Annotated in this window: 18 protein-coding genes; 13 read left to right on the top strand and 5 right to left on the bottom strand. The window is 44.6% G+C overall.

Features of this window, described 5'->3' with window-relative positions; translation table 11 throughout:
* The first annotated feature begins 374 nt into the window (after positions 1–374).
* The 3 genes from ACFOEE_RS07260 to ACFOEE_RS07250 all read left to right on the top strand — a co-directional run bounded on the left by ACFOEE_RS07260 (position 375) and on the right by ACFOEE_RS07250 (position 6,274).
* A complete protein-coding gene (locus ACFOEE_RS07260; protein WP_377122650.1) occupies positions 375–3,338 on the top strand; it encodes a TonB-dependent receptor in 2,964 nt (987 codons plus the stop codon).
* Between the two features lie 71 nt (positions 3,339–3,409).
* Positions 3,410–4,948 carry a tryptophan halogenase family protein gene (locus tag ACFOEE_RS07255; RefSeq protein WP_377122647.1) on the top strand — a complete coding sequence of 513 codons (1,539 nt, stop codon included), beginning with the start codon at positions 3,410–3,412 and terminating at the stop codon, positions 4,946–4,948.
* Between the two features lie 240 nt (positions 4,949–5,188).
* Positions 5,189–6,274 (top strand): MBL fold metallo-hydrolase, encoded by a 1,086-nt coding sequence (locus ACFOEE_RS07250; RefSeq protein ID WP_377122644.1) that lies wholly within the window; start codon positions 5,189–5,191, stop codon positions 6,272–6,274.
* A 53-nt stretch (positions 6,275–6,327) separates the two neighbouring features.
* Here the strand turns inward: ACFOEE_RS07250 and ACFOEE_RS07245 are convergent, their stop codons facing one another.
* Entirely contained in the window at positions 6,328–6,981 is a 654-nt protein-coding gene (locus ACFOEE_RS07245; RefSeq protein WP_377122641.1) for a glutathione S-transferase, read from the bottom strand.
* Between the two features lie 94 nt (positions 6,982–7,075).
* On the opposite strand from ACFOEE_RS07245, the gene ACFOEE_RS07240 reads away from it, so the two are divergent.
* Positions 7,076–7,960, top strand: coding sequence for a LysR family transcriptional regulator (locus ACFOEE_RS07240; protein ID WP_377122638.1), 885 nt, complete (start codon positions 7,076–7,078; stop codon positions 7,958–7,960).
* On the opposite strand, the gene ACFOEE_RS07235 is transcribed toward ACFOEE_RS07240, so the two are convergent.
* Positions 7,957–8,166 carry a DUF3955 domain-containing protein gene (locus ACFOEE_RS07235; protein ID WP_377122635.1) on the bottom strand — a complete coding sequence of 70 codons (210 nt, stop codon included), beginning with the start codon at positions 8,164–8,166 and terminating at the stop codon, positions 7,957–7,959. The two genes, ACFOEE_RS07240 and ACFOEE_RS07235, sit on opposite strands and share 4 nt — an antisense overlap.
* A 78-nt stretch (positions 8,167–8,244) precedes the next feature.
* Between ACFOEE_RS07235 and ACFOEE_RS07230 the strand changes: the two genes are divergently transcribed.
* Together ACFOEE_RS07230 and ACFOEE_RS07225 are read left to right on the top strand one after the other, a co-directional pair.
* A complete protein-coding gene (locus tag ACFOEE_RS07230; RefSeq protein ID WP_377122632.1) occupies positions 8,245–8,511 on the top strand; it encodes a hypothetical protein in 267 nt (88 codons plus the stop codon).
* A 186-nt stretch (positions 8,512–8,697) separates the two neighbouring features.
* Positions 8,698–9,465 (top strand): class II glutamine amidotransferase, encoded by a 768-nt coding sequence (locus ACFOEE_RS07225; RefSeq protein WP_377122629.1) that lies wholly within the window; start codon positions 8,698–8,700, stop codon positions 9,463–9,465.
* Positions 9,466–9,540: 75 nt separating this feature from the next.
* Here the strand turns inward: ACFOEE_RS07225 and ACFOEE_RS07220 are convergent, their stop codons facing one another.
* From ACFOEE_RS07220 to purM, 3 genes are read right to left on the bottom strand one after another with little or no spacing between them, the layout of a single operon-like run.
* Positions 9,541–10,320: a DUF3108 domain-containing protein gene (locus tag ACFOEE_RS07220; protein ID WP_377122626.1), complete on the bottom strand. Its 780-nt coding sequence runs from the start codon at positions 10,318–10,320 to the stop codon at positions 9,541–9,543.
* Positions 10,268–10,924 carry a phosphoribosylglycinamide formyltransferase gene (purN, locus tag ACFOEE_RS07215; RefSeq protein WP_377122623.1) on the bottom strand — a complete coding sequence of 219 codons (657 nt, stop codon included), beginning with the start codon at positions 10,922–10,924 and terminating at the stop codon, positions 10,268–10,270. Before purN ends, ACFOEE_RS07220 begins: the two co-directional genes overlap by 53 nt.
* Entirely contained in the window at positions 10,924–11,976 is a 1,053-nt protein-coding gene (gene purM / locus ACFOEE_RS07210) for a phosphoribosylformylglycinamidine cyclo-ligase (RefSeq protein WP_377122620.1), read from the bottom strand. The genes purN and purM overlap by 1 nt, the downstream gene beginning before the upstream one ends.
* A gap of 377 nt (positions 11,977–12,353) precedes the next feature.
* Here purM and ACFOEE_RS07205 point away from each other — a divergent pair, with 377 nt between their 5' ends.
* The 7 genes from ACFOEE_RS07205 (at position 12,354) to ACFOEE_RS07175 (ending at position 26,218) form a co-directional block, all read left to right on the top strand.
* Entirely contained in the window at positions 12,354–14,645 is a 2,292-nt protein-coding gene (locus ACFOEE_RS07205) for a S8 family serine peptidase (RefSeq protein WP_377122617.1), read from the top strand.
* 208 nt (positions 14,646–14,853) lie between these two features.
* Positions 14,854–16,941 carry a hypothetical protein gene (locus tag ACFOEE_RS07200; protein WP_377122614.1) on the top strand — a complete coding sequence of 696 codons (2,088 nt, stop codon included), beginning with the start codon at positions 14,854–14,856 and terminating at the stop codon, positions 16,939–16,941.
* A gap of 586 nt (positions 16,942–17,527) precedes the next feature.
* Positions 17,528–19,627, top strand: a complete 2,100-nt coding sequence (locus ACFOEE_RS07195; protein ID WP_377122611.1) for a two-component system response regulator — start codon at positions 17,528–17,530, stop codon at positions 19,625–19,627.
* Positions 19,628–19,652: 25 nt separating this feature from the next.
* Positions 19,653–20,585, top strand: coding sequence for a GGDEF domain-containing response regulator (locus ACFOEE_RS07190; protein ID WP_377122608.1), 933 nt, complete (start codon positions 19,653–19,655; stop codon positions 20,583–20,585).
* A 2-nt stretch (positions 20,586–20,587) separates the two neighbouring features.
* Positions 20,588–24,097, top strand: a complete 3,510-nt coding sequence (locus ACFOEE_RS07185; RefSeq protein ID WP_377122605.1) for an ATP-binding protein — start codon at positions 20,588–20,590, stop codon at positions 24,095–24,097.
* 118 nt (positions 24,098–24,215) lie between these two features.
* On the top strand, positions 24,216–24,881 hold the full coding sequence (hxpB, locus tag ACFOEE_RS07180; protein ID WP_377122602.1) for a hexitol phosphatase HxpB: 666 nt from the start codon (positions 24,216–24,218) through the stop codon (positions 24,879–24,881).
* A gap of 98 nt (positions 24,882–24,979) precedes the next feature.
* Positions 24,980–26,218, top strand: coding sequence for a carbohydrate porin (locus ACFOEE_RS07175; RefSeq protein ID WP_377122599.1), 1,239 nt, complete (start codon positions 24,980–24,982; stop codon positions 26,216–26,218).
* The last annotated feature ends 65 nt before the right edge of the window (positions 26,219–26,283 follow it).

Raw genomic sequence — 26,283 nt, 5'->3', positions numbered from 1 at the left:
AAAAACCTACTCAAGCAAGTTTTAGTTAATTACACACAGGCAAGTTAACAAACTAGGTTAATTTATCACATTTGTATCCTATTGTTCTCAAGATTTAAATGACAGCGCTATCACAGCGATAGTTTAGTATCAATAAATGTGTGAAAAAGCAAACATCTTGTCCCACTTCCTGCTCAAATAACCATGTTGATATTTTAATCAACGACGTTTCAACTCACCATTCGACACCAAATATATAGTTGAAACTAATAACAAATTCCTTGCTGTGTGAATAACTTATGCAGACAAGGCTGTCGCTAAGGATGGTTACATTAGTAACAGTCAGTGACAAAGCAAGAGAAATTGCACTCAACAAAAGATTCAAGGGGAATCCTGTGTTAGCTAACAATTTTAAAAAGAGCGTCATTGCCCTCAATGTGGGTATCATATTAAGTGCATCTGCAGTTCAAGCAGCAGATGCGCCTGCGGCAACCGACGAGCAAGTTGAAGTAATTGAAGTGCGTGGTATTCGTGCGTCAACGGAAAAGAGTTTGAATACCAAGCGTTTCGCTGATGGTGTAGTTGATTCTATTACTGCGGATGATATAGGTAAGTTGCCGGATGTGACGATTGCTGACTCGTTGCAACGTGTTCCTGGTATTCAAATCCGCCGTAGCTCAGGTGAAGGCGCGACTATTAACGTTCGTGGTATGCCACAAGTAACCACGCTTTTAAATGGTGAACAGTTTTTAAGCGCAGGTTCTTTAACCACAGTACAACCAGATTTTACTGATATTCCATCCAGCTTAGTTGGCGCGATGGACGTCATGAAATCGACTTCGGCAGATACTCTGGCTGGAGGTATTTCTGGTACGGTTGACTTGCAAACTCGCAAACCTTTCAGTCTAGAAGAGGGCTTTACTGGTGCAGCTTCAATTGAGGCTTCGCGCGGCTCTTACTCCAAGGAAACGGATCCAAAAGCCATGGTTTTTGCGGGTTATAACAGTGGTCGTTTTGCGGCATTAGTGACGTTGAGTCGCGATGAAGTCAATTTGGCAAACTATCGCTTGGGCTCGACTAACCACGGTTGGGGTGCTGCACCTGCGGAATCAGGCAGTTGCTGGTACTGTCCTGATGTGGATATGAACGGTGACGGCGATACTAACGACGCTGAGTTTTCATATGTTAGTTATGGTATGGTAAACCGTTTCACTGAGCGTGAGCGTACCGGGGCGAGCTTAAGTATTCAAGCACAGTTAACCGATGAAATTCAGTTCAGTGGTGATGTATTTTTCACTAAAATGGATGATGCAGACCGTCAACGTGGCCTTATGGCTGATAACGCGTGGGGTGGTCACTGGGCATGGCAAGATCAACTCGACCCAATTGACCGAGGCCAATTAAGTTCAGGCCATAATCTTTATACTGCACAGGACATTATCCTTAATGCACCGCGTATCGTTGCGCATTCAGAAAGTCATACCAATGACCGAGAATCGACAAACTATAACTTCGAGTTTAGCTATAAGGGTGACGGTCCTTTATCAGGTAAGGTACGTTATATTACCGCAGATGCAGAGCGTTCACATACCGAAAACGTGGCGCAAGGTTACCTGACTTCAGGTCTTGCCCATGGCTTACGTCGTAATGAAGGTAATGGCCCAATCGCAGCAAACCCGAATGGTTACGGTCCGGGCACTATTCCAGTGCGTTTGAACTTTAAAGGTGACCACCCGATTATGTTAACGCCTGCGAGTATCAATGGCGAAGTATTTGGCTCAAATATTGACCGTTATTCGGTGACTTCTACTTACTCAGAAAACAATTTTGATGAAGAAGCTAACCTTGATGTACTCCGCTTAGATGGTGAATATGAGTTTGACACTGATCATTTACGCAAAATGTCGTTTGGGGCGCGCTTTGGTGAGCGAGAGGTATCGCGTGACCAATATGTATTGTTAGCCCCGCTGCAGAACCCAGTTGGTGATGAAACAGTTTGGGTGATGTGGAAAGACCAAGGTTTGGCAGCATTTGATACCGATGGCAGTGGTGGCGTGCCAAGCGCAAGCGCAGGTGATCTGACTATGGGCTACGATAACCTTATTACCTTTAGCGGTATGCCTGAGGGTTGGATCCAAAAAGTAGATGATTTTGGCCCAGTGAATATCGGCAGCTTCTACTTTATTGATCCTGCGCAACTAGATGACCCATTTGCCTTCCAAGACCGTTTCTATCCGGGTAACAAGCGCGGTAGCGTGCCAGGTAGCTCATATAAAGTAAATGAGCAAACCAAATCTGTATACTGGCGTGCTGATTTATCTAATGATAATTACACTGCGAATATTGGTTTCCAATATATTAAAACCGATTTAGAAATTATTCAAAACGTGATTGGCGATAGCATTTGTGTGAACTGTCCTGGTGCAGTTGCAATGGATGCGGGTGACGTCGTGACGGATAAATCATTCAGTGATTTCTTACCAAGCGCAAACTTGGCGTTTAATTTAACAGAAGATATCGTATTCCGTGCTGCATGGGGTAAAACCATGACCCGTCTAGACTTGGGTTCAATCGCTGGTGGTCTGAAAATTAGCCGCGCACGTGCGGGTGACGAATTGGCCGCTCGTGAGGGAATTTCGCCAGATTTGCTCATTGCAACTGATGCCACCATGGAAGGTAATCCAAACCTTGAGCCGTGGCGTGCAACTAATACCGACATGGGGGTTGAGTGGTACTTCTCACCAAGTGCTTTATTGAGTTTAGCCGTGTTCAACATTCAGCTTGAATCATTTATTGAATCAAGCACCTGGAAGATGGATATGCCAGATGCTGACGGTGTTGTGCGTCGTGAGGTTACGGTCAGTGGTTTAACCAATGGTCAAGGCGGCACTATGAGTGGCGCAGAGTTCGCTTATCAACAAGCATTGGACTTTTTACCAGGCGTTTGGAGTGGTTTAGGTGTTGGCTTAAACTACACTTACTCTGATAGTGAGAGTGGCCGTGAAGATTTCTATGGTGAAGCTCTGCCGCTGCAAGATAATTCTAAGCATTCGGGCAACGCGGTCCTGTGGTATGAAAAGGATGGTTTTCAGTTCCGTCTTGCGGCGAATTATCGTTCTAAGCGTTTAGCCGAATTATCCGTACCAAGTGGTATGGGGGATACTGCGATTTGGACTGAGCCTACGACCTACATCGATGTTTCAGCCAGTTATGACTTCCATGAGAACTTTACCGTGTTTATGTCGGGTAGTAACCTCACTGAAGAATATGAAAGTAACTATGCGCAATGGAAAGATAACCGTATTTCGCAAAACATCTATGAGCGCCGCGTGACGCTAGGTGTGCGTGGTCGCTGGTAATCTAACCTAAGTATTGATAAGGCAAAAAGCGGTGTGTAACCCACGCCGCTTATTTCATTTTAGGAAGTGCTATGCAACAGCATAAACCGCAGCAAGTTGTCGTGGTCGGTGGTGGTACAGCAGGTTGGATGACTGCGCTTATCTGTGCCAAACAATGGCAGGGAAAGGCAATAGCCATCACTTTGTTAGAGGCTCAAGAGATCCCGCGAAATGGCGTAGGCGAGGGCTCGACACCGGCGCTTAAACGTTTTTTTGATTGGTTAGAAATACCAGAAGCAGAGTGGATGCTCGCTTGTGATGCCACATTCAAGGCGGGGATCCGTTTTGAAAGTTGGTCTGGGCTAGCCACTCATCCTAGTTATTTTCATGCTTTTCCCAACGAACTAGACCGCCGTGGCGAGGCGTTGTTTTATCAGCGCTGTCAGGCAAGATTAAAAGGCGCGCAATGGGGCTGCCATCCGGATGATTTTTTCCTCGCCAGCTATTTAAGTGACAAGCAATTAGCGCCTAAACCTGAACCGCATTTTCCCTTTCTACACAGCTATGGCTATCATTTTGATGCTAATAAAGTGGCTCACTTTTTACAACAAAAGGCACCGCTCTTTGGCGTAGTGCACCGTTATGGTCGCATTACGGCGGTAGAAAGTGCAGTTAATGGCGACATCGCTGCGCTGGTGCTGGAAAATGGCGAGCGCATGAGTGCAGACTTATTTATTGATTGTAGCGGCTTCCGCTCTTTGTTATTGGGCCAGCATTTGCGAGGGCAGTTTCAGTCCTATCAAGATGTACTATTCAATGACACAGCCATTACGTTGGCGACTGACGTGGATACGCAGCAGTTTTACACTTGCACTACTTCAACGGCGCTCAGTGCGGGGTGGGTGTGGCGCATTCCACTCACGTCTAGAGTTGGTAACGGCTATGTTTATAGCTCTTCACACATTAGTGACGAGCAGGCTGCGATTGAATTTAGACAGCATTTAGGGGTATCGCCGGAAAGTGAAGTGCGTAAGCTCACTATGAAAGTTGGACGCTATGAGCAGCAGTGGCTACGCAATTGTATGGCGATTGGTTTGTCTCAAGGGTTTATCGAGCCACTTGAAGCGACAGGGTTATTTGTTATCCAACAGTCAGCCGCAATTTTTGCTAAGGCCTACTTAGACGGGGGGCTTAGTGATGCCCACCGAGACTATGTTAATAGCCGACTTCGCGACATGTTTGACGGTATAAAAGATTATATCGTGGCCCATTATAAAACCACTTCGCGGCAAGATACTCAGTATTGGCGTGACAACCAAGCGGGGCTAGAAAAAGTTTCGCCGTCTTTACAGCAGTTGTTAGCCAGTTGGTATGAAGGGAAAGATCTACAGCAGGAAATTGCGCGGCAAAATATCGCACAGTTTTATTCACCTATGTCTTGGTACAGTTTACTCAGTGGTATGGGCCTCTTCCCAAGCCAAGTGACCACTGCGCCTGAAGCTGACCAAGCATTACTTGAGCTGGGTGATTATTACCAGCGCTGCTGTTTGAATTATGCTAATCATGTTCAATACTTGGAAAAGCTGCGAAAACATCATGCTGTACCGAATATCTTTGCAGCAATACGCTAGAAAAGTACCATAAAAGAAGAGGATTAGCGTAATAGTAGGGCAGTGAACCTGCTAATTTTTAACCAGTAAGGATGCGGAAGATTCGTTAGGTTTCCCCTTGATTCATTTGCAATGTCTGCCCACACTGCAGCCGCATCCTTCCTTCCCTCTGATGACCAAACGGCAAAATCTGTTATTTATTTCCGTGACCCTAAATTTTATACTCAAGCGCAAAGAACAATAACTGCTCAGGATTTAGCTATGAAACCCGCATTACTTTTAGGCGCAGCCGCCTCTCTTTGTGCATGCAGCGCGGCAAACCATGTTGAACGCGTTCAAGATGACACGACTGTTGTGGCCTACCGCAATAACGATAGTGATTCTGGGGTGTTTCGTAATCTTCATCCAAGAGTTGCAGTTTATCCCGAAAATTGTACTGAGGACTGCTATCCCGAAACTCCAGCGGTTGCATGCCAAGCAATGGGAGAAAACTGCCAATTTGTCGGTGCGCAACCACGGCCTAAACTTGTGACCGGATTTACTATTCAATGGTTTGGTCATGCCAGCTTTATGATTGAAACCCCAGATAAACAGCAATGGTTGTTAGACCCAGTCAGCAAACAATTCGATTGGCCTGTGGATGTGGCATTCAAATTGGCAGGCGGTTTTTACCGCAACGAGCCGAGCTGGCTCAGTGAGTCGCAGCTACAAGCGACAGATGCGGTGTTTTATTCGCATATTCACTATGACCATTTTAATAAAGACGACATCGCCGCGATTGGCACCCAAGCGCAATATTTCACCCCGCTCAACTTTGCGGATTACTTCCCTGACGGTGGCTATCGCATTCGTGAAATGGCTTGGTATGGTCGCTCGCAATTGGGCGAGATGAAGATCCATTTTGTGCCAGCTAACCATTTTAGTGGTCGAATTTGGGTGCCTTTTATTTATGATGACAATGAAAAAACCTTGTGGGGCGGTTGGTTGTTTGAACACCAAGGCAAAAAGCTCTTCTTTGCAGGCGATACAGGTTATTCCGCTCACTTTCAGGAGATCCGCGCTAAATATGGTGAGATAGACGTCTGCTTGATGCCAATAGCATCATATCATCACCCCGAGAAAAGCATCTGGTATCGTTATGTTCATACTACGCCAGAAGATGCGTTGGTCGCAGCCCAAGAGCTAGGTTGTAAAGTCATGATCCCTTGGGGGTATGGTAATGTGAGTTGGAAAATGGGTGATATCAGTTCGCATTCTGCGCTATTACGTTTATTACACATGAAACAAAAACTTAAGTCTGATGTACCTGTTTATGTACTCAATGAAGGGGAATCGCTGGTGTTATAAGCTGGCAGCATGAGCGTTGCCAGCTTTAGTATTTGGCTACTACTTGAAAACGTCTAGTAAATGTCGATGCCGGCTTCGTCCTCTGGGACGATGTCGGTTTCCTCCAAAGCTTGCGCTATCCACAGTTGTAAAGACTCACATTGCAAGGCATGCTCACAATATCTTTGCGCGGCGGGGATTAGCGCCACACCATAGGTTTTAAAGCGCAGTACCACAGGTGCAAACATCGCATCAGCAATACTCCATGGGCCAAATAGCCAGCCACCTTGCTGTTGGTATTGGGCGGATTGCGCGAAGATCTGCTCAATCCGTTTAATGTCTTTTTGAACTGCAACCGAAATGTCAACCAGACGCCGCGCGCGGATGTTCATTGGCATGGCGTTGCGAAGCGCACTGAAGCTGCTTACCATTTCCGCACTCACAGCTCTTGCCTGCGCCCGACGTTTTGTGTCAGTCGGCCAAGCGGTGCCATTACAATAAGCTTCATTAATGTATTCACCTATAGCCAATGATTCGCACAGGGTAAAATCGCCGTCTTGTAATGCGGGGACTTTGGCATTTGCAGCGATCCCTTGCAAGCTTTTATAAAAGTGCTCCGTAAATAACTTGAGCTTGACTTCCTCGAACGGAAGCGCCATTTTGTGCAGGATTAACCAGGCACGTAATGACCAGCTGGAATAGTTTTGATTGGCGATATAGAGTTTCACTTGGGTTTCCTTGTCTGAGTTATTATCATCACTTTACGTTTTTTGGCAGTCTGCGACTAACGGATTATTTTTATACCACCTATTAGAGATTGTTATGGATATTGAGGCGTTACGCAGTTTGTTAGCATTTGTCGAAACCGGTAGTTTTACCCGCGCGGCTAAACAAGCGCATCGTACCCAAGCTGCCATTAGTATGCAGATGAAAAAGCTTGAAGAAGAGCTTGGTAAGCCTTTGTTTGTAAAATATGGCCGCAACTTATTGCTTACCGCGGAAGGTCAGCAGCTAGCGCGTTATGCGAGGCAGTTGGTCAATTTGCATGATGAAACGATTTATGAAGTGAAGCGCCAGTCAACGGTCTTGAAGGTGCGGCTAGGGTGTCCAGATGATTATGTCGATTGTGTGCTGCCGCGCTTGAGTGATGCACTTGAACAGCTCTATGACGAGGTCGACTTAAGATTGTTTTGCGCGCCGAGTTATCGCTTGCGTATTATGTTGGACGCTGGGCATCTCGATGCCGCGGTGGTCAGTCGGGTGCCGGCTTCCGAAGAAGGGTTTTTATTACAAACAGGCAATGGTATTTGGGTCGGGGCTAAGGGTACGCAACTGCACCATGCAAATTGCCTCCCGATCACCTTATTTGAGCAGGACTGCAAGTTTAATCAAGCTGTGGTGGAGGGCTTAATTAAACAAGGTCGAGCTTTTAAAGTGATGGCGACTAGTAGTAGCCTTGCTGCGCAGCGGGCGCTCATCAATGCCAATAAAGCGATTGGCGCCATGGCAGATATTAGCCTGAGCCCAAATCTTGAACCACTTCACGATAACTCGCTGCCAAATTTACCTAAAGTTGAACTCGCTCTTGCCATTCCAAACAATGCCAAGCCTTTAATTAGCCATGAACAGGCGTTGCGTTTAAGCGAGCTTTACAAAAGTGACACCTGTACACGCGATGGCACATCACCAGTGCCGTTGGCAATTTAAGTAGCTTTACGGGTCCGCCAATATGACACGGCAACCAGCAATACGGCACCGAACATACTGAGCCATGCTAAAGGAATAAACCCGAACGTTTCATGTAAAAAACCCTCATTATCGACATAACTGCCATTGAATTGATAAGCACCAAGGCAAGCAATCGCTAACGCAAAGAGTACCAGTGCCGCTTTAAACGTTTTTTGTTTTAACATTTCAATTTTCTTTATCTGAGCAACTGAAAAGACTGTAGCAAAATAGCCAAAGTTTGTTGTCATTTTTGGTAATTAGATTTGCCGTATCTACTGAGCTATTGGTTAGTGACCAAACGTTTGTTAAAAAGCCTTTTTGTTCATCCAGCGGGTTGGCCCGAAGGCTGCTCGGTGTTACAAGGCACACTGCAAAGCTATCGCACCTTAAAACTTTGCCCGAAGTTTTGGAACGCAGATTTTACCGCCAAATTAACCATCTTGGCAGCAGGTAAGTCGTTGCATATCATCCAAACTTTAGATGAGTTAGAGCAATTTATCGTTAATGCGTGCTCAACCGAGCAGTTTTAAACTTTTTTGAAATGACAATCTTTGTTCACCAAGCCTTGGGGATACTTTATAATCCAAATTCATGTTGAAAAATCCAATCCTTGGCTGTAACTCAATCTGGAATGTGTGACCAAAAGTGTGACCAAGTGAAAGGCTGCTAAACATAAGAACAATAAAACCCATTGATTTAATTGGAAAATAATTTTTATGTGCGAATTGCTGGGGATGTCTGCGAATGTGCCGACAGATATCTGTTTTAGTTTTTCAGGATTGCTTGAGCGCGGTGGTAATACAGGCCCGCATCGTGATGGTTGGGGTATCACTTTTTATGAAGGCAAAGGTTGTCGGACGTTTAAAGATCCAGAGCCGAGCTGCCAATCAGAAATTGCCAAACTGGTTAAAGCCTATCCAATAAAAAGCGTGTCTGTGATTAGCCATATCCGCCAAGGCAACCGTGGGCGAGTGTGTTTGGAAAATACCCACCCATTTACCCGTGAGTTGTGGGGCAGGGAAATAACCTATGCACATAACGGCCAATTATCAAACTATCAGGATTTGGCGCCAAAATGGTATCGCCCAGTGGGTAATACCGATAGCGAATTGGCATTTTGTTGGATATTAGACAAGATTCGACAAAAATATCCGGAGCGTCCGACAAATATGCTCAGTGTGTTCCGTTATGCCGCTAAGCTTGCTAATACGCTACGTGAAAAAGGCGTGTTCAATATGCTCTTTACCGATGGTGTGTATGTGTTGGCTTATTGCAGCAATAACCTGCATTGGATCACAAGGCGCGCGCCATTTGGTAAGGCAACGTTAATTGATGCCGATATGGTGGTGGATTTTCAGCAGGAGACCACCCCAAACGATGTGGTGACCGTGGTTGCGACACGGCCTTTAACCAATGATGAGGCTTGGCAGCAAATGGCACCGGGCGAATTTGCGATTTTTAAGTTGGGAGAAAAGGTCGCTTAAAGGTCAGATTAAGTATCGCATAAAACAATAAAGGTGCAGATAAGCACCTTTATTGTTTAGTTAGCAGCATAGCAATTAAAGCGAGACTTTATCGCTATTAAGGCTTTTGAGTTGAATTTGGAATTGTTCCATACCGTCTTTGCCTTTATACAGCTGTACCATCATATGGTCTAAGCTTGGTGCAAACCAAACCAGAGCTTGGCGCTTGTCGTTGTCATACATCCGGCGTACTTTAACCGTTTCGAAATTGCCCACTGGTAAGGTGATGGTTTCACTACCAACCACTTCAAAATCATAGACTTTTTCGTCACCTTCTTTGTCCACAATCGGATAACTAAAACGCGTTTTACCCGCCATTAAATCAACCCGCAATTGTGCTTGATAGCTTAATAAGTCTTGCCAGTCTTCACGCCACTGTAATTTAAGCGGATATTTACTGTCGCTATGTTTGACTTTTTGTTCACTGGGATCGAAATCAATCCGGAACGATTTATCCGGTCCTGTCCCTTCGCGTTTCATCACATAATTTACAGGATGGATCTGACTATCTTTGATAGTAAAGGTGGTTTCTTCAATGCGCTCGTCAGAAAAAATCATCCATTCAATGTTGCTGTGATATTTAAGAACGAATGTTTCGTCGGTGGCTTTGCTTAATTCACGGGTGGCTTCACCGTGAATTTTGCCTTTGCGCAGGACATTATAAGTGGCTTTATACGGAGCAAGCTCGCTGGCTTGTATAACGCTTGAAAAGCTGGCAGAAAAAACCGCGCCTAAGCATAAGAGCAAGGCGCAGGTTTTATTTTTATTGATAGTCGGCGCCGTGAGCCGGTAATACTTGGTTGTCAAGAACTGCATGTTCTGCTTCCATTGTGAGTCTATGTTCACTGAACCATTTGACCACCAAAGGATAAATCACATGCTCTTGCTCATGCACCCGTTGTGCTAGTGTATCGGCAGTGTCGTCAGCAAGGATTGTTACTCTTGCTTGAACAATCACTGGACCACCGTCTAATTCTTCCGTGACAAAATGCACACTGGCACCATGTTCAGCATCTTTGGCATCAATTGCCCTTTGGTGGGTATTCAGCCCCTGATACTTAGGCAACAAAGAAGGATGAATGTTCAACATTTTTCCTTTAAATTTTTGCACTAAGTCTGGAGTAAGAATACGCATAAATCCGGCCAATACAACCAGATCAGGGGAAAAACTATCAATTAATTGCGCAAGTGCTGTGTCGTAGTCGTCACGATTGGCAAATTCTTTGTGGCTCAATACCTTGGTTTCAATTCCTGCATTGCTTGCACGAGTGAGCCCGTACGCGTCTGCTTTGTTACTGATGACCGCGGCAATATGACCATTAATTTGTTGCGCCTGGCAGGCGTCAATGATCGCCTGCAGGTTTGAGCCACTACCCGAAATGAGTACTACAATTCGGATAGGAGACTGAGAGGGTGCCATTAATTGGCACCACCGTGGATTTCAACTTGTTCTTCGTCGCCATTACGGGCTTGAATTTCACCGATATGCCACGCAGTTTCACCTTGAGCGTTTAGTACCGATAACGCCGCTTCAACTTTGTCAGCTGGCACTGCGATAATCATACCAACACCACAGTTAAATGTGCGGTACATTTCGTGAGTCGTGATATTGCCGTTTTGTTGAAGCCAGTTAAAGATTGCAGGCCAGTTCCAGCTTGCGCCATTCACTACTGCTTTAGTGGTTTCTGGTAATACGCGAGGAATGTTTTCCCAGAAGCCGCCGCCTGTAATGTGCGAAAGAGCGTGTACATCAACTGTTTTAATCAGCTCTAACACAGATTTTACATAAATGCGGGTTGGCTCAAGTAAATGTTCAGCCAAAGTGCGGCCTTCGTATACGCTGTTGGTGTCTGCGCCTGATACTTCAAGCACTTTACGCACTAACGAGTAACCATTTGAGTGTGGGCCGCTTGATGCAAGCGCGATAAGTTGGTCGCCAACTTGTACTCTGCTGCCGTCGATAATTTTTGATTTTTCTACCACACCCGTACAGAAACCAGCGATATCGTAGTCGTCACCTTCGTACATGCCTGGCATTTCAGCCGTTTCGCCGCCGATAAGCGCGCAACCAGCCATTTCACAGCCTTTACCGATACCTGTTACTACGTCTGCGGCAGTATCTACATTAAGCTTGCCAGTGGCATAGTAATCTAAGAAGAATAGCGGCTCAGCACCTTGAACAATCAAGTCATTAACACACATCGCAACTAAGTCGATACCGACAGTGTCATGCTTTTTCAGATCAAGCGCCAAACGCAGTTTAGTACCAACACCATCTGTGCCAGCAACTAGAACAGGCTCTTGATAACCTTTTGGAATTTCGCAAAGTGCGCCAAAACCGCCAAGTCCGCCGATGACTTCAGGGCGGCGAGTCTTTTTCACAACGCCTTTGATGCGTTCGACCAGTGCGTTACCCGCATCAATGTCTACACCAGCGTCTTTGTAACTAAGAGACTGTTTTTGTTCGCTCACAGGTTTTCCTCGAAATTTGTTGGGGGGTTGCTTAGAAACGCGGGCATTTTACAACAATTGCCAAGCTGCGGCTAGTTGAATTACAGGGAGATGAAACAGGGATAAAGGATAAATGTCCGGTAATTGTTAATAATTACGCAATTTTATGATGTTCATGTTTTGCGCTATTGGCAATAAATGGCGCCTTATGTAATGATGCTAAGCGTTTTGCTCTAAATATATCTTTATGATATTTATTGATTTATTTTTTACTTGTTAAGGTTTGATGATGGTTCTGTTGACATTTGTTTACAATGGTAGTGTTGATCGTGTGTTAATTTTGTTTTGGTTCTGCTAGTTTTCTGTCCGAACGCAATAACAAGTTGGAAACATCCATTATGACAACAAAGAATAATAACAAACCAATGCTACTTGCAGTCACTGCGCTTTCACTAGCAGTCTCTGCGTCTTTACAAGCACAAACGTCAGGCGTGTTAATGGAAAACAGCCAAGCGATGGCTTCGGAAAATTCACCGCTGCCAAAACGCTACATTGTTAAGTACAAGGATCAGGTATCACAATTGGGCGCGTCGGCACAAGGCGCAATGGCTAAGGTTGCTGAGTTCAAACTGGCTACTTTAGGGGTCAAAAATGGTCGTTTCAAAGCCGATTTAAATGCTTTTGTGGTCGATGACTTGTCTGACAATCAATTACTTTCGTTGCAAGAAGATGCAGCAGTTGAATACGTTGAAGAAGATTTGCCTCGTCGTTTAATGGCGCAATCTGTACCTTACGGTATCTCCATGGTACAAGCTGACTTGGTGAACGACAGCGTTGCATCAGCGGCCAACGGTGGTAAAAAAATCTGTGTTATCGATTCAGGTTTAGATTTACCACACGAAGATATGGGCACTAACGGTGGTACTATCACTGGTACTAACGACAGTGGCACTGGCAACTGGTTTGACCATGGAGGCCCACACGGTACGCACGTAGCGGGCACAATCGCGGCACTGAACAACGGTATTGGTGTACGTGGTGTAATTGGCTCTAACCCATCAATGCACATTATTAAAGTATTTAACGAAGCGGGTTGGGGTTATTCGTCAGACTTAGTCAGCGCTATCAATAAATGTAAGAGTGCAGGCGCACATGTTGTGAACATGAGTTTAGGTGGCGCGGGTTCAAGCACCACAGAGAAAAACGGCATTCAAGCAGCAGCAGACTCAGGCATGTTACTTATCGCTGCAGCAGGTAATGATGGCGACCCGGCAAAAACCACTGACATTATGAGCTACCCAGCTTCTTACGACTCAGTGATGTCGGTTGCAGCAATTGACAGTAACAAAGTCCTTGCAGATTTTTCGCAAAAGAACGCGCAAGTTGAAATTGCAGCACCCGGTGTAGATGTTTACTCAACTTACCCAGAAGGTAATGGTTCAGTAGTTGATGTAGTCGTAGCTGGCACTGGTTACAGCGCAAATGCCATGGAAAACCAAGGTTCAGCTACTGCGGCACTGGTTAATTTCGCCACTGGTGAAAGCACCAACTCAGCAGCGAACGGCAAAATCTGTTTAATTCAACGTGGTAATATTTCATTCCACGACAAAGTGAAAAACTGTGAAAACAGCGGTGGCGTGGGCGCGATTATTTATAATAATGCAGCAGGCAGTTTTGGCGGTACATTAGGTGATACCAACACCACTTCTATCCCTGCGGTAACGGTATCGGATACTGACGGCGCGGCTATGCTTGGTAGCATTGGTATGTCAACCACTATCAATATCGGCCCAGGTAACTATGGCAAAATGAGCGGTACGTCAATGGCGTCACCACATGTAGCAGGTGTTGCAGCATTAGTTTGGAGTCACCACCCAAGCTGTACAGCCACTGAGATCCGTAATGTGTTAAACAACACCGCAGAGGATTTAGGTGCAGCAGGTCGTGACACTAACTTTGGTTACGGTCTAGTACAAACTAAAGCAGCTATCGACTTTATTACCGCAAATGGCTGTTCTGGTGATGTAACACCACCGCCAACAACTGGCAGCGAGCTTGAAAATGGCGTAGCTAAGTCAGGTATTGCTGGTGCGAAAGACGCAGAAGTGATGTTTACGTTTAATGTTCCAGCAGGCGCATCAAATATTAAGATTGCGATGTCTGGTGGTTCAGGTGACGCAGACATGCATGTGAAGTTTGGCGCAGCGCCAACTACTTCAAGCTATGATTGTCGTCCATACAAAAATGGTAACAACGAGACTTGCGACCTAACTCAAGCTGGCGGGGTGTACCACGTAATGCTAAAAGGTTATAGCGCATTCTCTGGCGTGACATTATTAGCAAGCTATGACGCAGACACAGGTACTAACCCAGGTACTGCTGAGCCAATCAACCAAGTGATCAGCGATGTGTCTGTAAGTCGCCGCGCTTGGAAACGTTACACAATTGATTTAGCTGAAGGTTATGCGGACTTAAACGTAGCGATTGCTGGTGGTTCTGGTGATGCAGATCTGTATGTAACGCGTGGTGCTCAATCTACTACCACAAGTTATGATTGCCGTCCGTACAAAACAGGTAACAACGAGTCTTGTAGCTTCACTAACCCACAATCTGGTACTTGGTACATTGATATCTACGGTTATGCAGCATCAAGCGGTATTACGTTAACTGTGACTGCAAACCCACAATAATATACTTTCCCCAGTATAATAAGGGCTGTTTGTTACAGACTATAAATTTAATAATGGGCTACTATTTTTAATAGTGGCTCTTTTTATTTATAGCATTCAGTAAAAACAGATATTTAGTACTAGTCTACATTAATAAACTAGGGGGGTTAGACTTTACGATATCTGTGTTAAGCTGTGATTTGTCTACGCATGGATGAATGATAAGCAAATGAAAAAGTTCACGTTACTAATAGTTCTAGTTATTACCATTTCAGTTTACTTATACCCAACTAAAAAACCGTCCTCTAATATAAATATCGAAGTCACGCACGCTTTGAATGACAACGCAGTTGAGGAAGTTTTCCCCTTGAGCAACAGAAAGTTCGCATCAAATAGGCTAAAAGAATTGTCAATTGCGGATGCGCAGTGCAACGAGAGTAGTTTGGATTTCGGCACTCAGGTTGCGAATATTCATAATATTCTAATACAAGCTTTAGAGTATGAATTAAGAAACGGTAAAACAGCACGTGAGCTACTAGCTTACTCCAAGCAATATAAAACTTTTTACCAAAGCTATGATGACTTGCTGCATCAAGCGAAGATAAGAATAGAGCAAGAAAAGTACAACTTTACCTTGTCTGCTGATATATTGAACAGCTGGAAGGGCCTAACCGTCATAAATGGCTTTTCTGCAACCAATATCGCTATGCTTGTTCAGGATTTAAAAGCGATTGAAGGTGTGTCGCACGGCTTAAAGATGAATTTGGAGTTAGGTAATGAAATCAGTAAGTCGGATGTCTTAGCACTGCTAGAAAATGATGATAATTTCAACACCTATTTAAAATCCCCGTTGCAGGTCGGGGGAAGTCCGGTTTTATCTCCGTCCATATTATTTATTCTAACAGCGAGAACTTTGAGTGTTGATGAGTTCAAACAGGCGGTATCTTTGAAAAAGTTCAATGTGAATGATGTCGCTATCGCAATACTCAACAACTTACCTTATGAATATTTTGAGCATCTTGTTAAACACACCCAAGCATTGGGGGATATGCCGCTAATCGTTCAAGGTCAGGATAATTATTATGCCAACTTAGCTGATTTGGCAGCTGCAACGTTTAATGTGAAAATTTTACAGCTATTAGATAAATATGGTGTCCAACCTTCCAGCGAATTAGGGGTAGCAACAGGATTAGATCTGGCTGTTGCGAACTTGCCGGAAGAAAAAGAAGCCTATATTGATGCGGATAGATTTTCTGAAAAGTATATTGAGACAATTAAATACTTGGTTGAAAAAGGCTATAAGGCTCACGGGGCAAGTTATCAACGCGATGAAGAAAGTGTCATATTTTTTGGTGCGCCAAATGGGCGGAACTTCCATAGTTCAAAAGTGTTAAATGCTGAACTTAACAAAACTTTACACCAACTAGAGCTGGTCAATAATAATTATTCTATTGAGCAGCTCCCTCCGGATGATTCATTGGTCTCTAAAGCAATTGAGATGCAAGAGCTAAGAAAGGCCGTTTTAAATGATACATCTGAGTCTTGTGAGAATATTCGCAAGGAGTTACTGGCTGAAGAGGGGTTTCTCGAGCGTAGAGAAGTTTACAAACTGATAGAACGTATTACTCAAGAACAGAGTAATGCAGCAGATCAGTTACATGCAATTGATCCTGCGCTTGTTAACTTATGGCGAGATTCTCAACCAGAGCTGAATTTAAGCGAGCGAAGCGGTAGTGATTTCTTAACTATGTTGCGAGAAGGGAGGTTTCAAGCGGCGCTTGAATACAGTTATTCGACCCCACTTACGCAATTTGAAACAGACAGGTTGTTGTCCTTACTACTTGGGGACATTGAAAACATATTACCGATTTGGAATGCGAGAGTGGCTTCTATCTCACCTTCAAGCTTAGTTATTTTTAAAAGCATTTCGTTCGACACATGGGAGTTTTTGCAAAAAGAGAAGTTTGACTTTTCTATCCAAGATAAGTTTGGCAACGACCTTTTCGTGCCTGCGGCACTGAATTCGGCAAAGGCCGTGAAGTTATTGTTAGACTTGGGTTTAACACCGGAGTTTGGAAAGGTAGGCTTAGATGTACTGGATCTGCTGTTAGAAAAGAGTTACGAGAATGGGCAGCTTAATCCGAGTTTGGGCCTTATTATTCCCCAAGTAAAGATATTCGAACCAAGCCATCTCTCAAGAGCTGCTAGGATCAAACGATTCTTCCCCGATGAATACAAAAAACTGCTGCAATTAAATGAAAAGTTTGCATTAGAAGATGACGTTGCGGTGAATCAGTTTAGATTTGTAATGCGGTAGGGGTCAGAGAAAATATTGTGGGGCTTAGAAGTGGTTACGATTCACTTTTGAACGAGATAAAATGCTGTGATAAGCTGGTTTTACAAAATTGGACACCGAAGAAAATCAACTCAGCGCCGTGTGTTTCTAAATCCGTTTTATCCCTACTTTAATGGTGTTTAAACAAGGTCGGGAAGTGGCACGACTTTCTGGTGCATTACCAAAAAGCCAATTTATTGCTTGGCTACAGCAAGCCGTGCAAAAGTAACTGACCGACATTACATCAAGGGCAAATTAACATTGCTTGCTATTGGTGTAATTTGGCTGGTGTATGCTAGAGCTGAGTTGCCTGTCCCGAAATTATTGTTTTTAGTAGTTCTACTGCGAATAATCTTTTAGATTGCACTTTTGCCATCTTTCTGTGCAAAAAGTCGCATTCAGCTTTGTGCATCACGCTCACATCGTCTTCAGTTATCATCCAGATATCAGGTTATTAAGCTCAGCTTGACGTGCGCTTTGGGCATTTTGTCGAGAATGTAGTATAGATGCTCGAAAATTATGGAGCTTGTACTAAGCTTGAATTGCCAAGGACACTGGAGATTAAACCATGTGGGTGACAGAGTACGGTAAAAAACCATCTATCCTTATCATTGACGACGAACTTTCAAGCGTGATGATAGCTGAAAAGGCGGTATCTGAACTTGGTACTGTGTATACCACCACAGAACCGCAAAATGCTTTTGAACTAGCACGACAGCTACAGCCAGATGTCATTCTGCTAGATATTGAAATGGGGGCTTACAACGGCTTGCAGCTCTGTCAAGACCTCAAGCTAGACCCAGTCACAGCGGGTTCTGCGGTGATTTTTATTACTTCGCATCGCGATCCTAATATTGAATATTTCTCACTGCGCTTTGGGGGTGTCGATTTTATCAATAAGCCCATCGACATGAAGATCTGTCAGCTAAGAGTGCGCAACCAACTTGCCATCTTGCTATATCAACGGCGGTTAGAAAAAACCACCGAAGCTCTACATCAAGAAAAAGAAGCCTTACACGTTACCTTAAATTCCATCGGTGATGCAGTTATTGCCAGTGATGCCAATGGCATCGTCACTTTTATGAATCCAATCGCAGAGCGCATGACAGGCTGGGCGCAGCGTGATGCAATTGGTCAACATATTGAACAAGTTATGGAGCTGCGCGACGCAACCACACAAAAACCATCACTTAATCCTTTGATGTTAGCGCTTAAAGAACAACGTATTGTGGGTATGGCACTTAATTGCCAGTTACATAGTTTAGATGGTCAAATTTATCGGGTAGAAGATTCTGCCGCACCAATTCGTAATACCAATCAAGAAGTGATAGGTGCGATTATTGTGTTTCACGATATTAGTGAAGCGGTGGCGATGTCGGTGAAAATGACCCATTTAGCGAATAATGATCAGCTCACTGGTTTGCCAAATCGCGTGTTGTTACATGATCGTTTGGAATTTGCGATTAAACGCTCTCTTAATGCAGATAAATATACGGCGTTGTTATTAATAGACATTGACCACTTTAAGTACCTCAATGACACCTTAGGCCATTATCTCGGTGATATTCTTATCAAACAAGTTGCCAAACGTCTCGAATCCCATATTGACCCAAGTGCCACGTTAGCGCGCGTTGGCGGGGATGAATTTGTTTTGGTGCTAGGTGATGTTAACTCGGTGAGCTTTGTGGCAGGTGTGGCGAGTAATCTGGTGGCCAGTTTTAATGAACCTTTTTTATTGGAACAACACGAATATCAAATCAGTGTGAGTATTGGGGTGAGCATGAACCCGCTAGATGCTTATGAGGAAGAGGCTATGATGCGCCATGCTGATGTTGCTATGTATCGAGCGAAAAAACAAGGACGTAATCGCGTGTGCTTTTTCTCGGAAGAATTAGAGCACGATTTAATAAAGCGTCATAAGGTTGAAAAGATACTGCGCGATAGTCTGGAACAAAACAGTTTGGAGGTACATTACCAACCTCAGGTTGATCTTAACACCGGGAAAATTATCGGACTTGAGGCTTTAGTGAGGCTAAAAGCTGAAGAACAAGGTTGGATTTCTCCGCTTGATTTTATTCCTCTTGCAGAAGACTTAGTCCTAATCAATCAGTTAGGTGGGCAGGTATTGCGCAAGGCATGTAAATTTGCAAAACGTCTGGTCGAGATGAATGCACCGATCAAGATGAGCGTTAATATTTCTGCCGTGCAATTTGCATCACCAAATTTTGTCAGCGATATTGCAGACTGTTTAGAGGAATGCAGTTTACCAAGCCGCTACCTTGAGTTGGAGGTGACAGAAAGTGCTTTGATGCACGATTTCGAAGAGACACAGGTTATTTTAACCGAGCTGTCACAAATGGGGATCAGCATAGCGATTGATGATTTTGGTACAGGGTACTCAAGTTTATCTTATCTTAAAGCGTTCCCAGTCGATGTGCTGAAAATCGACCAGTCATTTGTTAAAGACATGATGCAAGATTCGCAAAGCTTAGATATTGTAAAAACCATTATCTTCTTGGCTAACTCGCTGTCGCTGACCTTAGTTGGTGAAGGCGTCGAGACGTCAGATCAAGCGGATACCTTGCAGCAGCTGGGCTGTTTGATAGTACAAGGTTATTTAATTGCAAAACCGGAGCCTGAGCAGACGATTTTGACTAGGTTATGCTAACTTTTTGTAGTGGAAGGTTTTTATTGTGACAGAAGTACTGGAAAACACGCTTGGGCACATAGCAGTGATGGAAGATGATGATATCCATTACTTAGTCATCACCAAAATACTTGGCAAAACCTACCAATTACAACGTAGTTGGAGCGCAAATGCTTGCTTAGAGCTGAGTCAAAAGGAATTACCAGCGCTTTTTATCTTAAAATCGGAAGCGCCAGGTTTGAGCGGTATTGAATTGTGCAAACTCTTGAAAGCACAGCTAGAGACTAAAGACATTCCAGTGATTTTTATCACAGCGCATAGCGATGAAAATTTCCTCTCCCAATGTTGGCAAGCCGGTGCCAGTGATGTAATTCGCAGGCCAGCTAATCCAGTTGATTTGGCTGCCCGCGTGAAAGTGCAGTTAATGCAAATTCAAAAAATTCGCACTTTGACCAGCAATTTGATGATAGATCCGCAAACGGGTGTGTTTAGCAAACAGTATTTGCTTGAAGAAATGAAAGCCAAGCTACGCGAAAGTCGTCGCGGAAAAACGGCGTTGGGACTGTTAATGGTCGATATTGATTACTTTAGCGTGTATAACCAAGTATATGGCGACTTACAGGGCGACCGGTGCTTGGCTCAAGTTGCCGAAGCAATTAGCAGCAGCTTGTTTCGCGGTGGCGATAGTGTTGCCAGAGTAGGTGGTGAAGAGTTTATTTGCATCGTTCCGGGAGCCGACGAAAACGGCATGGCAGTGATAGCAGCCCGTATTCAGCAAGCGATCAGCGGGCTTAAGCTACAATTTAAAGAGGCTGAAACGGGTTTAGTTTCGGTCAGTATTGGTGGATACTGCGAACCCGTGGTGACCAATACCCAACTCACACATTGGATTGAGGCGGTGCAAGGTGCGCTGCATAAAGCTAAAATTACAGGTAAAAACTGTTACGCCATCAGCACGGCGAAGGATATTTCGGAGTAAATATGACAAGTAAGCTTAAATTGCAGCTGAGTAAATTGGTTTTGATAGTTGCTGTTGTGGTGCTGCTGGTGTCAATTTGGGGTTCTATTGTCTACTTCGAAGATAAAGTACACGGCGAAGTTGAGCAACAAATTGTTAGTGAGTTACGTCAAGACGCTGAAGACATGGAGCGTCATTTTGATGCTTACTTTCAAGAAAAAATAGGTTTTATTAGCTTCTTAAAAGAAACGCCGCCGATGCTCGGGATAGCTCGTTCTTTGCAAAATAATGGTAAGGATCCACGCGATGGCGCGCCTATCGAAGTTTGGAAAGAGCGCATTGCGACCATATTCGGATCGCTGCAATACACCTACGACGACATTCTACAATTGCGTATTATTCTTACTGATGGACAAGAGTTTGTGCGGGTAGACCGAAAAGCTGGCAAGGTAGCGCGTTTGAGCGACCAAAAGCTGCAAAATAAAGCGCATCGTGACTATGTTAGTGAAACCTTGAAACTCAATGAAGGCGAGTTTTTTACCTCAAATATCTCTTTGAATGTTGAACATGGCCGTGTAGAAATTCCGCTCAATCCTGTAGTGCGTTTTGCGTCTCCTCTTTACGATACAGAAAATAACTTGTATGCCATATTAGTGTTAAACGCCAGTGCCAAGAGCTTACTTGCAGGCATGGCAAGCGACAAAATTGAGCATATTTTAGTAGATGAGCAAGGTCGCTATATATGGTCAGCCGATAATAGTAAACAATTTGGTGCCGACTACGGAATTGAAGACAATTTTACCCGTGACTACGAAGTAAAAAGCTCTGATTTAACAGGAATTTGGCAAATAAAAGAAACGAATTCAGAACTCGTCAGTTTAGGCGTTCGTAAAGTGATTAATCAGGACTTTGCGACTGGTGGACGTAAAATGGAATTGTTTACCAACGTGCCTGCGACCCGATATGACAATTTACTCAATGAACGCCGTCGTTCAAGTTATTTTCTGCTTGGCACAGTGTCGCTGGTGTTTTTGGTATTCATGATAGGGATGATAGTATTTTTCAAAAATCGGGAGAAATACCAAGGGGATAAGGCTGTATTTGAATCCATTATCAATGGTTCTGATGACCCGATCATCAGTTTTGATAAAGAGCTGAACGTCACCACTTTTAATAGCGCATCTTTGCTTTTGTTCCCAGATTTAAAGCGTATGTTGCTTGGCGGTCACGCCTCAGCAGTCGGTAAGTTGCCATTCAATGAGCTTGCAGGCGCCAGTGAAAAATTGAAACGCGAGGGTGACGCGTTGCCGATTGGGGCCCGGGAATTTAATGCAGGCGGTGTAGCGCGTTTTATTAGTTTTAAGGTCGGTTGTATTGCCGGGGTGTCAGGAAAGATTATTGGATACACCTTGTTTGGTAACGATATAACCCAAGAAAAGTTGGTTGAGCAAGATATTAAGCGGATCAATGAAAGCCTTGAGAAGCAGGTTGCAGATCGTACCCGCGAACTACAAAAAGAAAAAGAGAAAGCCGAGAAAGCCTCAGCGGTAAAAAGCGCATTTATCTCTACCATCAGCCATGAAATGCGTACACCGTTGAACGGTATTCTGGGCACCCTCAATCTGATCCGCCGTGAACCACTTAGCGACAAACAACTGACTTACTTGGAAATGACGGAAACCAGCTCGTCTACGCTAGCATCACTTATCAACGATATTCTCGATTTGTCAAAAATTGAAGCAGGTAAGTTGGAAGTCGAACATGAGCCGTTTAATCCGTTGTCTGTGATTGAACATGTGGTGACATCCATTTCTATCCGCGCGTTTGAGAAGCAACTGGCACTGACTATGGATGTGGTTGACGTTGAGTATGTTGAGTTAGTCGGTGATGCTGGGCGAATTAAACAAATTGTTTATAACCTCCTGAGCAACGCCATTAAGTTTACCAGTAGTGGTAGTGTCAGTGTACGAGGCTGGACAGAAGAACATAGGGACAAAGTGCTGTTCCATGTTGAAGTCACAGATACGGGGATTGGGATTGACCCTAGCAATCACCACAAAATTTTCCAAGCATTTAGTCAAGAAAGTGCCACCACAGGAACAGAATTTGGTGGGACTGGACTTGGTTTGTCGATATGCCGGCAACTATGTGAATTGATGGGCGGCAGTATTGATTTTACTTCGAACAAAGGCCAAGGTAGTTCATTTAGCTTTAGCTTGCCGTTTACTATTGCAACCGCCGTAGCCCGCAGTAAAGAGCGAGTGTTGGCGGGCAAGCGCTTTAAGCTGTTGCTAGCTGGCGATATGAATGAGACGGTATTAACTCGCATCGTGAATAAATTTGGCGGCGCTGTGGTTGATGGTCAAGCGGACTATATCGTTATTGACTCGCAAAGCTCAGCGCTTACGGCACTCCTTGGCAGTGAAGATTACCAGCGCACTGTCGTGCTCTACAACAGTTGCGATGATGTCAATTTGCCCGCAGGTTTTCTGGCCAAAGTGGCAAAACCGGTTCGCCTAGCGGGCATTTTAGATTTGTTTGACCGTGGTAAATTACTAAAAAGCGAGCGACAACTACTGTCGCGCTTGCAGCAAAACCAATCTAGCTATGATCTCAGTGGTAATTTAGTGGTAGTGGTTGACGATAACTCAATCAACTTAGAAGTGGCTAAAGGGATTTTGCAAAGTGCCAATATTAGCGTGATCACTTGTAGTTCAGGGCATCATGCGCTGAAGGTGTTAGCAGATTTAGAAAAACAGCAAGTGAGTGTATGTTGCGTGCTGATGGACTGTAATATGCCAGTGATGGATGGCTACCAATGTACACGGATGATCCGTGAAGGCAAGGGTGGTGAAATCAACAAAAAGGTACCTGTTGTCGCGATGACGGCAAGCGCCATGTCGGGTGAACGTGAACGTTGCCTCGGTGCGGGTATGGATGATTATGTCACCAAACCTGTTGATTCAACTAAGTTATTTGGTGTGTTGCAACGATATGCCACAGTAACTAGAAGCGCCAAAGGGATAAAAGCTGGCAAAGCTGCTCCTGTTGTAGCTGACGCTAATAGCCAAGAAAGCGCAGAACCAGTAGTGGCCTTAGTGCCCAGCGACCCAGTGTTGATGAAAGCGGTAAATAGCGTAAAAAATACTAAGGAACAGGCTGATAGCACAAAAATCAATTTTGATGTGCGAAACTTACCTCAAAGTGAAGTGTTAGATGCACCAACTGCAGTGAATCGTCTTCTTGGCGATGTAGATTTATACACTAAAATTTGCGTACTCTTTACTGATCAAGCCGAAGCGCGGATCTTAAGTTTGAAAGAAAAAGCCAAAGCTCGAGATGACAAAGCTGTCCGCCAAATAAGCCATGCGCTACGCGGTCAGTCTGGTGATATTGGGGCCGGTGCCTTTCATAAACTGATGGCTGACATTGAGCAGCATGCGATTGATGAGCAAGCAGACGAATACAATAAGCTAGTTAACAAAGTGGATGCTGAATATGGAAAACTCAAAAAGGTGCTGGGTTTAGAATAGCGCACAATTTCATCATTGACCTCTTTCTAGCTACGCTAGTGCGCCTAGCTGACTGGTGTTGCTATGACGTAACTGTTACAGTTCAACTACCTTCAGGACGACAAACTTGAGTGGAGTAATGCAACTAAGTGCGGCTATTTTCGATATGGATGGTGTGCTGATTAATTCAGAACCGTTTTGGCAACAAGCTGAATATAATGTATTTAGTAAGCTGGGTGTCACTGTGAGCCCGCAACTTGCAGCCCATACTGCAACCATGACGACTTCAGAAGTCAGCCAATTTTGGTATGCTCAGCAACCTTGGTCTGGTACGACGTTAGAGCAGGCTGAGCAGGCCGTTATTGCCCAAGTAGTAGCATTAGTTGCAACGCATGGCAAAGCGTTGAACGGAGTAGAAGCAACACTCAAATTGCTAACCGCGCAGAAGGTGAAAATTGGTTTGGCGACCAATGCACCCGCTGTGGTTATGAACGCAGTACTCGATAGCTTGCAAATTCGCCACTTTTTCCACGCTGTAACCTCAGCCGATGAGGTCACCAAAGGCAAACCCGCACCAGATGTATATCACTTTACTTTGCAAAAATTGCAAGCGGATAGCCGCACTACCATAGCTTTTGAAGACTCAATTACGGGTTTACGTGCCGCCAAAGCGGCTGCGCTCACCGCTATTGCTGTGCCTCCTGCAGACGTAGATACTCATCGCTATCGTGAAGTCGCTGACTACACCTTAGATAGTTTGCAGCAATTTAATTTGGCACTGGCAAATGCGTTACTGAGAGCCTAGCACGAACAACAGCGTTACTCGACCTAACTGCGCCTTGCTAGTATGAAAAATGTGCTAACCTTTAAAGACTTATCCTGCAATAAGGGAAGCGCTCTAACATGCGCAATAGCCATTCTCTCGCCCTCGCTGCTACTATCTTGGCCACCAGCTCTGGCGCGCTCGCCAATGCAAATGAATTGGCCGAACTCAAGGCGCAGTTGCAGGCGTTGCAAAAACGCATCAGTCAGCTAGAACAACAAGCCACGCAACAAGCCGAAACGCCGTCACAACTGAACGCCAACGCAATAAAAGTAGGTGGGGCAGTACGGACCAATTTCAGCTCTACCTCTTATGATGACGACAGCAAAAATCGTGGCGGTGACTTTGATTTTGATATGTTTCGCATTGATTTTTCGGGTAAAGTTGGTGATATCGGGTTAAACGCTGAACTGCGCGTATTTGACTATATGACGGCAATAAAGTTTGCCTACCTCAGTTATGACATTAACCGCGATTGGCAAGCCCAACTTGGCTTGACCAAAGTACCATTTGGCAATTGGCCTTATAACTCTCACAGCTATTTTTTTAGCACCAATTACTACCTCGGCTTAGAAGACGACCACGACCTAGGGATCTTGTTTAAGCGCCAATTACGCGACAATTGGCAACTCGACCTCGGCTTTTTCAAAAATGATGAGCTAGGTGGTGTGGATGGTTATGTCGAAGACCGTACGCATCGTTATTCCTACGATATTGTGGGTTTGCGCGCGCAAAGTGAAGGGATCTACGCCACACCTAGCCAAGCGGTGGGGGAATACAATACTTTTGCAGGTCGTATCGCGTACGTATTACCGCATAAAGGCGGGCAAAGTGAGTGGGGGCTCTCTGCACTTGCTGGTGGATTGCATGATGGCACCACGCGAGTCGGCGATTACAGCGCTTGGGCGGTACATTTTAATGGCAATTATGGGCCGTGGAATGTGCAATTGCAGCATGGCAAGTACGACTACGATGTGACGGATGTGGCACAAGTCGCTGTGGGTGCGTATGCGTTTTATGACTCGATTGCAGCCGCGGCGAGCATGTCTAGTTTCAATGTAGCTTATGCTATGAAAGTTAATTGGGGCCCAGTTCAGCATGTGCAGTTTTACAATGATTTCGGCATGGTTTACAGCAAGTCTGATGGCAGCGCGGATACGTGGATGAACGTGACTGGTATGTCATTTGGCGCTGGTGCGTTTTTTTCTTACTTTGATATTGTACATGCGAAAAATCAGCCATTTATTGGTGGCTCAATCGCTGGCGATAGCGACGATACCGAACGGCGCTATAACCTCAATTTTGGCTATTATTTCTAAACTCGGTTTGCAAAAAAGCCTGCGATACTCACTAAGGTTAATGAGAACTGAAGAGGTTAGCCTAG

Origin of the sequence: Pseudoalteromonas fenneropenaei (assembly GCF_042643375.1) — a bacterium.
In the GTDB taxonomy this organism is placed as follows: domain Bacteria; phylum Pseudomonadota; class Gammaproteobacteria; order Enterobacterales; family Alteromonadaceae; genus Pseudoalteromonas; species Pseudoalteromonas fenneropenaei.
The sequence above is the reverse complement of the archived record's forward strand: the minus strand, read 5'-3'. Positions and strand labels throughout refer to the sequence as shown.